At 40.4% G+C, this 14838-nt stretch carries 15 protein-coding genes; 9 read left to right on the top strand and 6 right to left on the bottom strand.

Translation table 11 applies throughout. From position 1 onward, the window contains the following. Window positions 1-116: 116 nt before the first annotated feature. From V7K67_RS01830 to V7K67_RS01815, 4 genes are all read left to right on the top strand, one after another. Window positions 117-1343 (top strand): sulfate ABC transporter substrate-binding protein, encoded by a 1227-nt coding sequence (locus V7K67_RS01830; RefSeq protein WP_335165035.1) that lies wholly within the window; start codon window positions 117-119, stop codon window positions 1341-1343. Window positions 1344-1564: 221 nt separating this feature from the next. Further along, window positions 1565-2422, top strand: coding sequence for a sulfate ABC transporter permease subunit CysT (cysT, locus tag V7K67_RS01825; protein ID WP_334731928.1), 858 nt, complete (start codon window positions 1565-1567; stop codon window positions 2420-2422). Then, window positions 2409-3266: a sulfate ABC transporter permease subunit CysW gene (cysW, locus tag V7K67_RS01820; protein ID WP_335165033.1), complete on the top strand. Its 858-nt coding sequence runs from the start codon at window positions 2409-2411 to the stop codon at window positions 3264-3266. The genes cysT and cysW overlap by 14 nt, the downstream gene beginning before the upstream one ends. Window positions 3267-3415: 149 nt before the next feature. Continuing rightward, the gene (locus tag V7K67_RS01815; protein WP_334694419.1) at window positions 3416-3682 is read left to right on the top strand and encodes an NIL domain-containing protein; all 267 of its coding nucleotides are present in this window, start codon (window positions 3416-3418) and stop codon (window positions 3680-3682) included. A 397-nt stretch (window positions 3683-4079) separates the two neighbouring features. On the opposite strand, the gene V7K67_RS01810 is transcribed toward V7K67_RS01815, so the two are convergent. After that, window positions 4080-5357 carry a hypothetical protein gene (locus V7K67_RS01810; RefSeq protein WP_335165031.1) on the bottom strand — a complete coding sequence of 426 codons (1278 nt, stop codon included), beginning with the start codon at window positions 5355-5357 and terminating at the stop codon, window positions 4080-4082. A gap of 574 nt (window positions 5358-5931) precedes the next feature. Between V7K67_RS01810 and V7K67_RS01805 the strand changes: the two genes are divergently transcribed. After that, window positions 5932-6696, top strand: a complete 765-nt coding sequence (locus tag V7K67_RS01805) for a hypothetical protein (RefSeq protein ID WP_335165029.1) — start codon at window positions 5932-5934, stop codon at window positions 6694-6696. Between the two features lie 792 nt (window positions 6697-7488). Here V7K67_RS01805 and V7K67_RS01800 read toward each other — a convergent pair. After that, a complete protein-coding gene (locus V7K67_RS01800; RefSeq protein ID WP_334710986.1) occupies window positions 7489-7668 on the bottom strand; it encodes a hypothetical protein in 180 nt (59 codons plus the stop codon). Window positions 7669-8575: 907 nt separating this feature from the next. Between V7K67_RS01800 and V7K67_RS01795 the strand changes: the two genes are divergently transcribed. Both V7K67_RS01795 and V7K67_RS01790 read left to right on the top strand, forming a co-directional pair. Beyond that, a complete protein-coding gene (locus V7K67_RS01795; RefSeq protein ID WP_334733871.1) occupies window positions 8576-9220 on the top strand; it encodes an NIL domain-containing protein in 645 nt (214 codons plus the stop codon). Between the two features lie 116 nt (window positions 9221-9336). After that, a complete protein-coding gene (locus tag V7K67_RS01790) occupies window positions 9337-9675 on the top strand; it encodes an NIL domain-containing protein (protein WP_334733870.1) in 339 nt (112 codons plus the stop codon). 6 nt (window positions 9676-9681) lie between these two features. On the opposite strand, the gene V7K67_RS01785 is transcribed toward V7K67_RS01790, so the two are convergent. Beyond that, a complete protein-coding gene (locus V7K67_RS01785) occupies window positions 9682-10272 on the bottom strand; it encodes a Crp/Fnr family transcriptional regulator (protein ID WP_334710982.1) in 591 nt (196 codons plus the stop codon). Between the two features lie 149 nt (window positions 10273-10421). Further along, window positions 10422-11150 carry a serine O-acetyltransferase gene (gene cysE / locus V7K67_RS01780; protein WP_375493439.1) on the bottom strand — a complete coding sequence of 243 codons (729 nt, stop codon included), beginning with the start codon at window positions 11148-11150 and terminating at the stop codon, window positions 10422-10424. Between the two features lie 241 nt (window positions 11151-11391). Here cysE and V7K67_RS01775 point away from each other — a divergent pair, with 241 nt between their 5' ends. Next, window positions 11392-11847, top strand: coding sequence for an RrF2 family transcriptional regulator (locus V7K67_RS01775; RefSeq protein WP_256875020.1), 456 nt, complete (start codon window positions 11392-11394; stop codon window positions 11845-11847). Between the two features lie 18 nt (window positions 11848-11865). Beyond that, window positions 11866-12828, top strand: coding sequence for a cysteine synthase A (gene cysK / locus V7K67_RS01770; protein WP_334733869.1), 963 nt, complete (start codon window positions 11866-11868; stop codon window positions 12826-12828). Between the two features lie 278 nt (window positions 12829-13106). Here cysK and V7K67_RS01765 read toward each other — a convergent pair whose 3' ends face one another. Together V7K67_RS01765 and V7K67_RS01760 are read right to left on the bottom strand one after the other, a co-directional pair. Beyond that, window positions 13107-13817, bottom strand: coding sequence for a cadmium resistance transporter (locus V7K67_RS01765; RefSeq protein ID WP_334733868.1), 711 nt, complete (start codon window positions 13815-13817; stop codon window positions 13107-13109). Window positions 13818-14303: 486 nt separating this feature from the next. Continuing rightward, window positions 14304-14504: a transposase gene (locus tag V7K67_RS01760; protein ID WP_334733866.1), complete on the bottom strand. Its 201-nt coding sequence runs from the start codon at window positions 14502-14504 to the stop codon at window positions 14304-14306. Window positions 14505-14838 lie beyond the last annotated feature (334 nt).

The raw sequence follows: 14838 nt of genomic DNA, 5'->3' as shown, positions 1-14838 counted from the left end.
TAAAGAATATGGGGTTTTTTAGTGTTTAGAACTAGATACATGGAATCATCCAGTATTATAAACAGTGTATAACTGTATTCCAATCAATTATCTGTAGATTACGTGGAGGAAATGGAATGAGTTTATGGCAACGCTCACTGAAAAAATTACAAGCGATGTCTTACGACAATCTGCTTCTCTTCTTCTCCTATCGGAGACGCTGCGCGAACGAGAGGCTTCGCCAACGCATCTATGCTGAACATACAACGTATCGCTTCAGACTCAATTCGCTCAAAGGCTTTGTATCACTCTTTTTGGTAGGGACTGTATTGAGTGTAGCCCTTGCTGCCTGCTCTGGTGGAGGAACTGGGAATACTTCTTCCTCTGAAACCCCTAATGTTAATGTTACTCCTGTGGCTGCAAGCAAAGATAATGTTGAATTAACTCTAGTTTCCTTTGCTGTCACCAAAGCAGCTCACGAAGCAATTATTCCTAAGTTTATAGAACAGTGGAAGAAAGATCATAATCAAACTGTCGTCTTCAAGCAAAGCTATGGCGGTTCTGGTTCCCAAACTCGCGCTGTTATCGACGGTTTAGAAGCAGATGTTGTTCACTTGGCTCTAGCTGGAGATACCTCAAAGATTGAGAAAGCTGGATTGATTCAACCAGGATGGGAGAAAAAAGTTCCCAACAATGGTATTGTCTCCAAATCGGTAGCAGCATTAGTCACCCGTCCAGGAAATCCTAAAAATATCAAGATCTGGCAAGATTTATCTAAAGACGGTATAAAACTAATTACCGCCGATCCAAAAACATCAGGGGTTGCTCGCTGGAATTTCCTAGCTCTTTGGAATTCAGTGATTAAAACTGGTGGAGATGATGCGAAAGCAACTGAGTTTGTTACCAAAGTGTACAGAAATGTACCCTTGTTGACTAAAGATGCTCGTGAGGCTACTGATGCATTTTTCAAACAGGGTCAAGGTGATGCCCTGATTAACTATGAAAATGAGATTATCTTGGCAGAACAAAAGGGTGAAAAATTGACTGCAATTATCCCTGATGTCAATATCTCTATCGATAATCCCATCGCAGTGGTAGACAAAAATGTTGATAAGCACGGTACGCGTGAAGTTGCCGAAGGTTTTGTCAAATATCTCTATACTCCAGAGGCTCAACAAGAGTTTGCAAAATTAGGATTCCGACCAGTGGATGATACTTTGACCCTAAGTAAGGAAGTTGCAGACAAATTTCCGAAGGTGAAAACTTTGGGTACAGTTGCAGACTTCGGCGGTTGGGATGGAATCAATAAGAAGTTCTTCGCAGATGGAGCGATTTTTGATCAAATTCAAGCCAAGAAAAAGTAATTCGTAATGGGCTTCTCTGCGTTCGCGCATCGTATCGCAGACAGACGCTAAAAGCGAACGCCCCACTACGCTAACGTAATTCGTAATTCGTAATTGAAGGACAGAGCAACTACTTGCTTACAACATGCTGTGCGAACTGTTGTGCGGTAATAATTACGAATTACGAATACTGACAAAAAACTTTTTTTGAATTTTGAATTTTGAATTCGGAGCGAAGCGACGTGACTGTATCTTCATCTGTGGAAGTTGAACGCAAAACGCCATTCTGGAAGAGATTGGGGCAGGTTCCTTGGACTTGGCGAATCACCATTGTTTACTTGACTGTGATGTTGTTTATCCCCATAGCTGCCATGTTCCTGAAAGCAAGTACGGAAACTCCGGCGAGATTTTGGGCGATCGCCACCAGTGATATCGCATTAGCAACCTACAACGTCACTTTTTTCACAGCAATATTTGCTGCCTTACTCAATGGCGTATTTGGAACTTTGATTGCTTGGGTTCTAGTCCGCTACGACTTTCCCTTAAAGCGCTTGATTGACGCCACAGTAGATTTACCCTTTGCATTACCAACTTCGGTAGCAGGGTTAACCTTGGCAACAGTTTACAGCGATAACGGTTGGATAGGTTCACTACTAGCTCCACTGGGAATTAAGGTCTCCTTTACTCGCACAGGAGTAGCGGTAGCAATGATCTTTATCTCACTACCTTTTATCGTGAGAACTGTGCAACCCGTACTTCAAGAAATGGAACATGAAATTGAAGAAGCCTCCTGGTGTCTAGGTGCTTCTCAATGGCAGACATTCTGGAAAGTGATTTTGCCACCTTTATTTCCCACAATTTTGACTGGTATTGCCTTGGGTTTTTCCCGTGCAGTTGGAGAGTATGGTTCGACTGTAATTATCTCTTCCAATACGCCCTTCCAAGATTTGATCGCACCTGTACTGATTTTCCAACGATTAGAGCAATATGACTATTCTGGTGCAACAGTAATTGGCATAGTTCTACTATCAATTTCGTTGGTACTACTATTGGCAATTAATTTCTTACAAGCATGGGCAAGGCGATATGACACTAGATAAGCCAAGTTTTCAATCTACAGCCAAATCTAAAGAGCAGAATAGTTGGATACCAATAGTTTTGATTGGGATAGCGATCGCCTATTTAGCCCTAGTTCAATATATCCCGGCAATTAACGTATTTGTCCAAGCCTTTAGCAAGGGTGTTGGGCCATTCCTGTCCAACTTGACGCGGCCAGCTTTTCTCCATGCAGCTTGGTTAACGCTATTGCTGGCTGTGATTTCTCTACCTTTAAATACAGTATTTGGTTTATGTGCAGCTTGGGCGATCGCTCGTCATAAATTTCCTGGACGCGCCATAGTTTTGAGCATTATTGACCTACCCTTTTCGATTTCGCCGGTAGTTGCAGGATTGATGATTGTGCTACTTTACGGACGCAATGGCTGGTTTGGCCCTTGGCTCCAAGCCCATGATATCAAGATTGTCTTTGCCTTTCCAGGTATGGTATTGGCTACAGCCTTCGTGAGTATGCCCTTTGTGGCGCGGGAAGTGATTCCTGTTTTAGAAGAGTTTGGTAAGGATCAAGAAGAAGCTGCTAGAACTCTAGGTGCAAAAGATTGGCAGATATTTTTGCGCGTCACCCTACCTAGCATCCGTTGGGGCTTACTCTACGGTTTAATTTTGACCAATGCTAGAGCAATGGGTGAATTCGGAGCAGTTTCAGTAGTATCTGGCAACATTGCTGACCAAACCCAAAGCCTACCACTATTTGTAGAAGACGCTTACAAACAATACGAAACTGAAGCTGCTTTCTCTGCGGCTGTACTGTTAGCGTTGCTAGCAGTCGTAACCCTAGTGCTGAAGGAAATTCTGGAACGGAAAACCCGCATTAAAGAGGTTGAATAGAAAAATCCAGAGATTATAGTTATCCTTTGGATAGGATACAAGCAAATTATGGGACATGGTACAACCTACCTAGTACCTATTAGGAAATTACCATTAGGATTAAGGGTAGTTCTGTACCAATCCCAATCAGGGATTGAAATAATTCAGATATGACTACTGATAATACACTTACCAATAAACGGATTCGACTCAGAATTCCAAAAGATTATCACCAGGAACCTGTCATTTCTCGCCTGGTGTCTGACTATGGACTGACTGTGAATATCACGGCAGCAATTTTGGGAGCCAATGCTGTCGGTGATGGTTGGTTTGACCTTGAACTACAAGGAACAGATGCACAAATTCAGAGCGGGTTAACCTATCTCCGCAACTTGGAATTAGAAGTCTGGGATGATAATAAAGCAAGTGATTGGTAAGGGAGGTTTACGCTCTTAGAGGTTGTTTGAAAAGTCTTCTTGTCGGTAGAAAAATGTTTTATATCCCCCTAAATCCCCCGGTAAATTGGAGGACTTTGATTCTGGTTCCCTTTTTAAGTGGGACTAGTACAGCACGGCGTAAATAAACCACCCATTTCAAATCAACGAAACTCTTACGCTGTATTCATTTTGACTTTTGACTTTTGACTTCCACCTTGCGGTACTAGGGGGATATAGAAGTAATTAAAATCATAGCCAACCACTTTTCAAACATCCTCTCAGATATAAAGACACGTTCGATTTTTAGTTCAACGATATGCCTTAAATTTGTCTATTCTTCTAAAGTCCTTACTAACAACTTAATTTATTCAGCAAAGTTACCTTAATTTAAACTATGCTAAAAGACTCTATTGATTGCCGCAACAATATTATGGATAGGACTGCCAATACCAGAAATTTCCTCAAAAAATTCTAATTTATTTTCATTTTGATTAAAAAAACTAATTTGATGATATTTCCCTGTAATCCAAGCTTGATAATTATCTGGAATCTTTATATAAAAATGTACTCTTATTTTGTAGGCAAATTGATTTTTTAAAGCTACAACATCTTCCTCATCTTCTTCATCTTCTAACAAGAGTGGATTGAGTAAACCGAACTTCTGCTCTTCTGTTTTCAAATAAAGCGGCAATGGATGTATTTTTTCAATTTCCAAATGCTTTAAATGAATAGGAAAATCGTCACTTAGTGCTTCATTCTCTACAATACAGCGAGTTAAATGCTCTATAAAATTATGAGGTAATAGACTAATATTCTCTTGGACATCATCAGGAATAATTTCATTTTTAAACATAGATTTATATTGTCTCAAGCCGGATTGTAATTCAATCCGACTGATTTGACAGTAAACTTTACTGACAAGCTCTTTAATTTTTTCTCCTTTTAAATCTGCATCTATCCCTTGATAAAGTTCTTCTAGGAGAATCTCAATATTATTCTGAATTATATCTCTGGCTGAGAAAGGTATATTTAATGTATTTTTTAAGTCTAATTTATTGAAGGAATTATAAAAGATACCCGTGATTTGTTTGTAAAAAAGTATAGTATCTTCCGTTTTTAAACCTTTGTTAGGATCTGTAACAGTTGATAAAAATTCTTGTAGTATAGCTTCACCGGGATGTATGGGAAGCTTTAATACTTCCCTCTCTTCCAAAGTTAATTGATAAAATATACGAAATACCCTTAATTTTTCTGCTCTAGTTAAGATTCGTGATATTTTGGATTTTGGTGTTTCCAATCTTTTTGCAGCCCGGTATTCTTGAATTCCCTCTAAAATTTCTACCAACTTTCCAAGAGTTAGTCCTGGAACTACAGAAATTCTTTCTTTTTCAATATAGTATTCAGGAAGTACTGAGCGTAAAACACGTCTAATAAAAATCCGATTATTTTTCTGATTCCATTGATTAGCAATACTACTTTCATTAGGCTTAACAATATCCTCCTTTTCATTTATGCCTAGATCGGTTAAATGATCAAGTAAATATTTATACACCCTTGTAGCTCTGTATGGATCGCCAGAACGACGGTGCTGACAACTTAAAGAATCTTTACTTTCCCATGATTCAGAGTTAGGTGAGCTTTTCTCGCTTTCAGAGTGATTATTCTGCTTCTGCATACCTTAAGCCTTGGTTCTGTATAGTCTGTTTCTAACCAGATTAGTTTTTTTGTACAAATTGTACAGTTATTATATTTGCAGGTAATTATAATTGTACATGTTGTACACGCTTTTTAGTAATTATTGGATTAATAACAAGCTACATTAGGGAGTTTTAAAAAATGAAATACATCAGCTTGCATAATACCTATTTATCTAAGATTATTAGTCTTACAAAGTTTTACAGCTTTGTCGCAATAGATTTTAGTGATCTGAGCGGTTATTTTTTCATTAGTCACACTGTACAAATTGTATGTAGATTGACATATAGATTGTACTCAGATATTATAATACTTGTATAAATTATTTGTACTAATTGTACATCTTATATTTTTGGACCAAACACTATTAGGGCAGCATGTAAAAATAATTTGAACAATTTTTATGTGAAAGCTAATATTTGGCAAACCATTCCAAATCAAATTTGTACAACTTATTTTTACATGTTGCCTTAGTTCGTAGTTAACAAAAAAATTAATAAGTGCATAACCCTTTACAAAATAACCACAATTCTAGTTTGACCCAGAGGAATGGTATGAGTATCTTGACTTTTCATTCCGAAGACGGAAGCATGAAACATCATCGGCTTGCTCAGGCGTTAAAAAAAGCCGATGTCTCCAAGATAGCCAAAGAGGCTGAGATAGCTAGAAAATCTGGAAAAATTAAAGAGTCTGGAAAAGCTGGAGTTACAGATGATTTGGTATATAAGTTTAAGGAAGTAGCAGACTGGTTATTAATAGCTGTATTGGGATGGGAAGATGAGTCTCGACGAGGTTTTGTTCAATCTGATTCTTTGTCATCTAAAGTGTCAACTCACGAGACTAAGTTGGAAAGTGTAGCTATTGAAACTTGGAAGCTAGCTAATACACATACAATTAAATTCCACCAGAAATATAAAGATATTCCTGTGTATGGTGCTCAGGTAAATGTGGAAATTGACGAGGAGAACGAATTACTTGCAATCAACTCAGCCATTGGCATTCCCATTGATATTGATGAGAACCCCAAGATTAAGTCTAATGAACTTAAAGACTTAATTCAGAAAATGACCAAGCGTGACTTGAAAAAATCGGTTTTCAAATCCACTCTTTACTATTACTTTGACTCCACACAGTCTCAAGATAAAGAAAACAAACCTCAAGCCGGACAATGGCGGCTAGTATACTTAGTCGAAAATCAAATTGATAAAACTAACGTTTGTCAAGTATTTGAATCGATGCAAGAAATGGTAGACTATGTAATTGATGCTCATACGGGAGAATTAGTGTCCAAGCTACCTCGTGTGAAGACTATCCGATAACAGCTTTAGGCGAAAGGTGCAGGGAAACAATCTGGTTTCAGTGATAGCCGTTCAGTTATTGAGAGTATTGCGAAAACTCTATTTCGTCGAAATCCTTCTAATGAGAAGCAGAAAAAGCTGGGAGCGATTGCCGCAGCTTTTGACAGCGTAGGAATATTAGGCATTTAACCGAGAACTGTGTAATGTCCGGCAAGATGCTCTGAAAACCCCTATACTGTGTGGGTTTGAAAAATTGCTACATCAAAATCAAAAGAGCCGTTGTTTGCAGAGGAAAATCAAGCCTTTCCAGGTCATCTTGCAGCTTCAAATAGTTGGTGAATATTTTGCACTAGGACTATATAAGGCATTGAGGGACTTCCAAAGAATAAATTATTCCAAGAAAAGCAAGAGACAAGATTATTAAAGAATGATTATCATTATTGTTATGATTGCATTGCTTACAGATAGACAACTGCACTGTTAAGTTGTATTTTGCTGCTGATTCACAGCAACTCGGTACTTGCGCCTATCACTACCACAAAAAAATCACCCCAACTAGTGCATCTAGTTGGGGTAAATGATGTCCTTCATGTTCCCAAAGGACACAAGAGATTAATAGTGGTTCAGTATAAGGAGAGGGATTGAGGGTGAGGTAAACCAGGGACATAAATTGTATAGACATCTTGCAAAAGTAACTTTTGCAAGATGTTGGGGAAAGGTTAAAGGTTAAAAGGTAAGGGAAAATTTCATACCTTTACCCCTTACCCTTTTCCCCACTTCTGCAAGAAGTCTTATGTTATTTAATTCTTATTCCTAACGTTCATAGTGACCGCGAATCCATACCTCCTGGTGATGTATTCTCTCCCAATGCCCAGGAATCCACCTTTGATGATGATGCCCACCAAGCTCGATTACTAATGCTGATGCCTGTTTTGGCATAGCAGCAATGAACAGTGGTAAAGCAACTAATACACCTGCAAGCATCCGTTTCATAACTACTTTTCCTTTGTTCAACTATCTGGATTAAGTCAGTTAAATTCTTTGTGAGTTCGTTTTCAGTAATTTAACTGATTTATAAATTTAGACTGCTGGCTTTTCCAAAAGGTTTAATTTAGTTTATGTCAGTTTTGTGTTAGTGATATGTCAAATTTATGTACTAATACAGTTCAGAATGAGCAACAAAACCCTGATGTAGAGACGCGATTTATCCGCGTCTTCAAAGACCAATTATCTACACCAATAACCCTTATACCGTTTTTTTGTGAAGCTGCATATAATTCACCCCCCGGCTATTGCCGTCCCCCCGATGCCTTGGGGGGACTACAGGGGGGTATTATTATCCCGCATTTCTCACAAGCTTGAAATGCAGAGGTGCAGGGGAGCAGGGGAGAGTTCAATGTGCCAAGTTCAATCCCCTCTGCCCCTCTGCCCCTCTGCTCAAGAGCACAAGGTTTTGAGAGATGTGGTGAGAAATCCGGGTTATGTGCATCTTCATACAGAATTGGTATTAACTGAACCATATTGATTTATGTACTACCGCTTTAATCTCAAGTTATACCATTTTGAATTTTAGATTTTAGATTGGGAATCGCTCTCTGTGTCTGGGTTGTGTGAAACCATCTGTCGCGATTATTTTTCAAATTGGTATTAATCTACATGAAGTGAGCATAATTTACGTAAATTTACTCATTGTCTTTTTGTGGTCTTTGTGAGAATCTCCTTTACATAATAATTAAATGCGCTAAACCGATAGATTTACCGTTTTTTGTCAAAACCAGAAATATGAAAATCTTGATGAGACTGACATTCAACCAGGTACAGCATCAGCAAGATTTTCTGCCGAACCCAAAAATTGCGTAGGCGTAGCCCACTGTAGGTATCGCGATTGGGAATTAATCTGATGTCTGAGAGTAAATCTTTAGAACCCGCTTCAGTCCACAGTCGAATCCTTGTGCCTCAACGGTATCACAGGCAACCTGTAATTTCTCGACTGGTGTCTCGTTATGGTTTAACTGTCAATATCAAAGCTGCATCCCTGACATCCGACAGTGACAGCGATGGCTGGTTTGATTTAGAACTTTCAGGAAATCCTCAAAAACTGACAAATAGCCTATCTTACTTGCAAGGATTGGGAGTGAATTTGCTGCAACTAGCCATCGCTAACCAAATTCAACCCAATCAGCACTCTTTACCTTTCCCAAATCCAGCTAGCAAACTGAGTCTCAAAGATTCTGCATGGCTGACAAATCAATGGCAACAACAATTCCAGCAATGGATTTCTCTGGGTCAAACCAATCGATTGCGCTTGCAACTGTGCGTCTTAAAATCTTATTACGAAGAACCAGTGATTTCTGAGTTAGTTTCTCGTTATGGACTAACAGTCAATATTACCAGTGCCATACTTCAACCCGATACCGAAGATGACGGCTGGTTTGACTTGGATTTGTGGGGGAGAACAAAGCAACTTTACTCTAGCCTGAGTTATTTAGAAAAACTGGGACTACCGATTTGGGTGGATTTGTCTAGCGTTTATAGCGATCGCTAAGTTAATAATTCGTAGTTCTTAATTCGTAATTGAAGGACAATTTGGCTGAATTTGTCTCGGTAGCGATGTCTACGACGGGCTACGCCTACGCTAATTAAAAAAATCATCATTATCCAATGGCAGCACGAAATAACCAAAAAACCAATTCCCAAAACAGATTATCACTGGTTTCTTCAGTTTATGAAAAAAGCCAAGTCACTCAGATTCGTCTGCGAATACATATTCCCAAAAACTATCTGCAAGCGCCCGTAATTTCGCAGTTAATTTCTACTTACGGTTTAGTAGTTAATATTACCAAGGCTATGCTACAACCAAATACAGATGGCGAAGGATGCTTTGACATTGAACTGCGGGGAACAGTACCACAAATTTCTAGCGGTTTAGCTTACCTGGAATCTCTAAATCTTAGAATTGTAGGCAAGCCCAATGCTGACGGCGATAGCTGGTGTTACTGAAATAATCTAAATTTCGTAGTACCAAATTTCTTCTTCTTTTAGGACAATTCGATGTAGGGAGAGACGATCAATCAAGCCCTCTTGCTCAAACTGCCCAAGAACACGAGTGATAGTCACACGAGTTGAACCGAGCATTTCTGCCAGGTCTTCATGAGTCAGACGCATATCTATTAAACGTCCCTTCTCAACTTCCGAACCAAACTTTTTAGATAACCATGCTAATAGCTTGATGAGCATAGTATCCACTTTTTTATGGCTACGAATGATCATCAATTCTTGAGCCTGTTGGATATGGGCAAGTAGAGTTTCTGTTAGTTCAGTCCACTCTTCTAAAGGTAAGACTGTCGCCTCTACTTTAGTTAAGCATTCCATCTGATAAGGTTCTAATTTTGACAAAGTTCTACCAACGATATCTCCAGGGCCCCACAATCCCAGAGCGACGGTTGTACCATCTTCCAGATAAGTAAAAGTCCTGACAAAACCCGTTTCAATCTTCCAAAGGCCGTTTTGATGCTCTGGCAGAAATGACCTACGGGCAAAAATTTGCTTAGTATTATTACTGCTTGAACTAGAGAAGCTTGTGTACAAAGACACCATATTATAACACTATTCCCCGATAAACTAGCCGTAGTATTATATTTATATCAGGTTCTAAGAACATCTGGGTATTTTAAAGAAGGGAGTTAGGAGTTAGGAGTTAGGAGTTATTTGCCCAATGCCCCATTCCCAATTCCCAATTCCCTAAATTAAATTCCCGCACCATCGAGAAAATCTTCAATCATCCCATCAGAATTTTTACTCTTAGGTTTGTTGATTGATTTTTCATCAAGTTCAGTTGGGGCCAAACTTGATTGATCTGACAACTGCTCGAACTGTTTCTCTAGAGACTTGACGCGTTCAAATAAAGCGCGGATGACTTCAGCTTCTACGTCGCGGACTTTATCATGATCCAGAACATTGCTATTTAAGTTGTTCTGACGAGTCACGCGCCCTGGAATCCCAACTACAGTAGTGTTACTGGGGACATCTCGTAGCACTACTGAACCGGCTCCGATACGGACGCGATCGCCAATTTGAATATTTCCCAATACCTTCGCACCCGCTCCCACAACCACATGAGAGCCTAAAGTAGGATGGCGTTTGCCGCTTTCTTTCCCAGTGCCGCCAAGGGTGACACCTTGATAAATCAGAGCATAGTCACCCACGATCGCAGTCTCGCCAATCACTACTCCCATCCCGTGGTCAATAAACACTCCCTGGCCAATTAATGCCCCAGGATGAATTTCAATTCCGGTTAAAAACCTACTAAGATGAGAGATGAATCTTGGTATAAAGGGAATGCCAATTTTATATAGCCAGTGTGCCAATCGATGGCATATTAAGGCTTGGAGTCCAGGGTAACAGAACAATACTTCTAGCCAGTTACGGGCTGCTGGGTCACGCTCAAAAATGGTTCGCAAATCAGTTAGTAGCATACTCTGTTGAGATTTTTGTTGGTAGGTGAGGTTCTGAAAACAGAAACTCAGGATGATTCCCACAAAAAGATTCAAGTAATTTATGGGAATTGTGTCAGATCATAATCTACGGTAAGTCGATAGAGTATAGTGTTTTTGTGGGTAACAAGTGGGATGCTATCACATTCCACAGTTGAAAAAAATTAATTTCGCATAAACTGCGATAAGTCCCTCAAATCACCGTAGTATATTGAGTACAGTCTTGAATAGCCAAAACTACGCTCTCTTGGATCTGTCTTCCAAAGTGGAATACGCACTGCTGGCACTCTTAGAACTGGCAAGCCACCACGGAAAAAAACTTCCTTTAACCATGAGCGAGATCACTGCCAAGCAACCTATACCTGAGCGCTATCTGGAACAAATTTTGACCAACCTCCGGCGTGCGGGTGTAGTGCAGAGTCAACGCGGTTCTAAAGGAGGTTTCGTTTTAGTTCGTGAACCTTGGCAGATTACAATACTTGAAATTGTCACTCTGGTAGAAGGTGAGCGGAAAGAGAAAGATACCTCTGACTCTCCGACTCTGGAAAAGACTCTGGTTTATGAAGTTTGGGAGCAAGCTAATGCTGCCTCAATAGAAGTTTTGGGTCGTTATACACTCCAAAACTTGTGCGACGAAAGAGAAACTCGCGCCCAACAGAGTCCAATGTATTATATTTAGACACGACGGAGTACCCCCATGCGGATAGCGAAAGATATCACAGAGTTAATCGGTCGAACTCCTTTAGTTCAATTAAATAAGATTCCCCAAGCTTCAGGAGCGGTTGCTCGAATTGTGGTGAAGCTAGAAAGCATGAATCCAGCATCTTCTGTGAAAGACCGGATTGGCGCGAGTATGGTGGAAGCGGCAGAAGAAGCAGGCTTGATTCACCCCGGAAAAACTGTTTTGGTTGAGCCGACTTCTGGAAATACAGGAATTGCGCTGGCGATGGTGGCAGCCGCTAAGGGTTATCATCTCATTCTAACGATGCCTGACACAATGAGCCACGAAAGACGCTCTATGCTCAAAGCTTATGGCGCTCAATTAGAGTTAACGCCAGGGGTAGAAGGGATGCGAGGAGCGATCGCTCATGCAGAGCAGCTTGTAGCTCAAACGCCCAATGCTTATATGTTGCAGCAGTTCCGCAACCCGGCTAACCCGAAAGTTCACGCCGAAACTACAGCCGAAGAAATTTGGAATGACACCGATGGAGAAGTAGATATTCTCGTGGCGGGAGTGGGTACTGGTGGGACGATTACGGGAGTTGCAGAAGTTATTAAAGGACGGAAGCCGAGTTTTCAAGCGATCGCAGTTGAACCAAGCAGCAGTCCGGTATTAACAGGTGGTAAATCAGGGCCTCACAAAATTCAGGGTATCGGCGCGGGATTTGTCCCAGCAATTTACCGTCCAGAACTAGTAGATGAAGTGATTCAGGTAGCTGATGAACAAGCGATCGCTTATAGCCGTCGCCTCGCCAAAGAAGAAGGATTGCTATCGGGGATTTCTACTGGCGCTGCTTTATACGCGGCTATTCAAGTGGCACAACGACCAGAAAATGCAGGTCGCCTAATTGTCATGATACAACCTAGCTTCGGCGAACGCTACCTCAGTACTTCATTGTTCAAAGACCCAGAAGAGAATGAGTGGTTGAGTAAAGTTTAATTCTCCATACCGATTTTGGATTTTAGATTCTTATATCTTGCACCAAGCGACTAGAAGTCTCGTGTAGCCGCGACTTTACCTGCCTCCGCAGGTTGAAAAGCCTTGGTTTTGCGTTAGTTTGCGTGGTGCGCGTTGGCGTTGGCAAAGCCTCTCGTAGAGAAGCCTCTCGTAGAGAAGCGCAGTGCAAGCGCGATAGGCGGAAGAGAGTTTGTATAGCCGCGATTTCTAATCGCTAGGGCTAGGTGCAAGATCTAAATCAAAATCTAAAACTGGCTTGGTCAACTACTAGAATTTTCGCGAATTTCATCGGCACTTTCATGATTTTTCACTAAAATCATCAAACAGACACTACTAGCAGCTAGCTTTATTGGACTTAAAGCTTCACTTTTTAATACAATAAAAGCGCCTAATCCGATAAGAACAAAAGGCACAATATTATTAACGTAGTGAGTCAATATCTCAGCTATGACTCTGTTGTTAGTTAATTTGTATGCGGTGTAGCACCAAACTCCTAACAAGAGAAAAAATAATCCGATAATTACCAAAAAGCTCTCTAAGTTGCAGCTAGCAAATAAAGGAACATAGACGCTAATATTATCGCTACCATTGGCAATTGTCACAGCTGCCACACTATAAACTTGGGGAGAAAAAAAACTAGTAATTGTTGACTCTTCATCTGCTTCCGTTGTATCTATAACTTCTTTTGATGAATCTTCTTCCCGGTTCACTAAGCTACTGATACCTATAGACATTGGTAGTAAACCAAGTAATCCAATCCAGCTTTTTGAGAATACTAACCCACCAAATAAACCAGGAAGACTCAAAATTAACAGAACTGTAAAACCTAGAAATTGACCAGCAACTATATGCCGGGGTCGAAAGTTAGGATTTATTTGGGAAAAAAACAACAATAGAATGACAATATCATCAATATTAGTGGCAATGAACGTAATCGCCCCTGTAGTAATTGCAGTAAGTAACTCGTTCATACTTTAAGAGAAATATAGACATACTTTTATCTGGAAGCAGGCTACCCAAAGCCTCTCTTAGAGAAGCATTCCAAAGAGAAGAATGCAAAGAAATTGGCGTGTTAAGGCTAAAATGTTGCAAAAAAATTGTCGGTTGGGGAGCCACTGCGTTGCGCGGGTTAAGAGCGTTGTAGCAAGTGGCGTTGGAGGCTTGGCGTAACCCAACATCCTGATATCTGTTGGGTTGCGCTCCGCTCCACCCAACCTACGTCTAATGCACAATTTTTTTGCTTGCCATGCCAGTACGTAATGAAATGGAGTGTTCTCGTAGCGTCTTCAAGAGTTGCGATCACAACATCTAGACTTTGCGATCGCTTTATTCCGCTTTGCTTCATACCGTTTTGACAAAACCAAACTCTTGCGAGAAAGATTGTAGACAGCTTTAGCGTTTACTTCCTACTTCACTCTGGCGGTGTCGGCACTCACCAGTCCATAGGCTAGCATCACCTAACTGGCGACTCTTGACAAATTCACTGCGGCATTTAAGTCACGATCAATCACCAAACCGCAATGCTCACATTCAAACACTCTCTCACTCAAGGAAAGTGTTTCTTTTTTACTGCTACAATTCGAGCAGGTTTTGCTACTTGGGAACCATCTATCAACCACTACAAGCTTTGAACCGTAAAGTTCGCACTTATAGGTCAACCTTAAACTAAACTAGATTGATCAGGTTTAGAGAAGTATTTTGCAATTTAGTTTAGCCCTTCTCTACGAGAGGCTGCGCCAAAGGGTTCTCCGAAAGAATACGCAATGACAATCTATCATATTGATAAATTTGCTTGCATTGGGATGCTCCCCTAAATCTGAATTTTTGCAATAAATCTCGTAAATCGATGAAATTCATTGAATAATCACCAAACACCTCGCCCCGTGGAAGCCCCCGAATTCATCCGTGGGGGCAAGGGGCAGGCGAATTTATTCGCCGTCACGTCTTTAAAAACCATAACTATATCCATCTTTTTGATGAATTGATGAACAA

This window comes from Nostoc sp. (assembly GCF_036917155.1).
In the GTDB taxonomy this organism is placed as follows: Bacteria; Cyanobacteriota; Cyanobacteriia; order Cyanobacteriales; family Nostocaceae; genus Nostoc.
Note: the sequence above shows the minus strand (reverse complement) of the source record. Positions and strands in the feature narration are given on the sequence as shown.

What these genes read in the sequence shown, in the direction of transcription:
- V7K67_RS01830 (WP_335165035.1), top strand. Translation starts at nt 117, where the DNA reads ATGAGTTTATGGCAACGCTCACTGAAAAAATTACAAGCGATGTCTTAC.
- cysW (WP_335165033.1), top strand. Translation starts at nt 2,409, where the DNA reads ATGACACTAGATAAGCCAAGTTTTCAATCTACAGCCAAATCTAAAGAG.
- V7K67_RS01815 (WP_334694419.1), top strand. Translation starts at nt 3,416, where the DNA reads ATGACTACTGATAATACACTTACCAATAAACGGATTCGACTCAGAATT.
- V7K67_RS01810 (WP_335165031.1), bottom strand. Translation starts at nt 5,357, where the DNA reads ATGCAGAAGCAGAATAATCACTCTGAAAGCGAGAAAAGCTCACCTAAC.
- V7K67_RS01805 (WP_335165029.1), top strand. Translation starts at nt 5,932, where the DNA reads ATGAGTATCTTGACTTTTCATTCCGAAGACGGAAGCATGAAACATCAT.
- V7K67_RS01800 (WP_334710986.1), bottom strand. Translation starts at nt 7,668, where the DNA reads ATGAAACGGATGCTTGCAGGTGTATTAGTTGCTTTACCACTGTTCATT.
- V7K67_RS01795 (WP_334733871.1), top strand. Translation starts at nt 8,576, where the DNA reads ATGTCTGAGAGTAAATCTTTAGAACCCGCTTCAGTCCACAGTCGAATC.
- V7K67_RS01790 (WP_334733870.1), top strand. Translation starts at nt 9,337, where the DNA reads ATGGCAGCACGAAATAACCAAAAAACCAATTCCCAAAACAGATTATCA.
- V7K67_RS01785 (WP_334710982.1), bottom strand. Translation starts at nt 10,272, where the DNA reads ATGGTGTCTTTGTACACAAGCTTCTCTAGTTCAAGCAGTAATAATACT.
- cysE (WP_375493439.1), bottom strand. Translation starts at nt 11,150, where the DNA reads ATGCTACTAACTGATTTGCGAACCATTTTTGAGCGTGACCCAGCAGCC.
- cysK (WP_334733869.1), top strand. Translation starts at nt 11,866, where the DNA reads ATGCGGATAGCGAAAGATATCACAGAGTTAATCGGTCGAACTCCTTTA.
- V7K67_RS01765 (WP_334733868.1), bottom strand. Translation starts at nt 13,817, where the DNA reads ATGAACGAGTTACTTACTGCAATTACTACAGGGGCGATTACGTTCATT.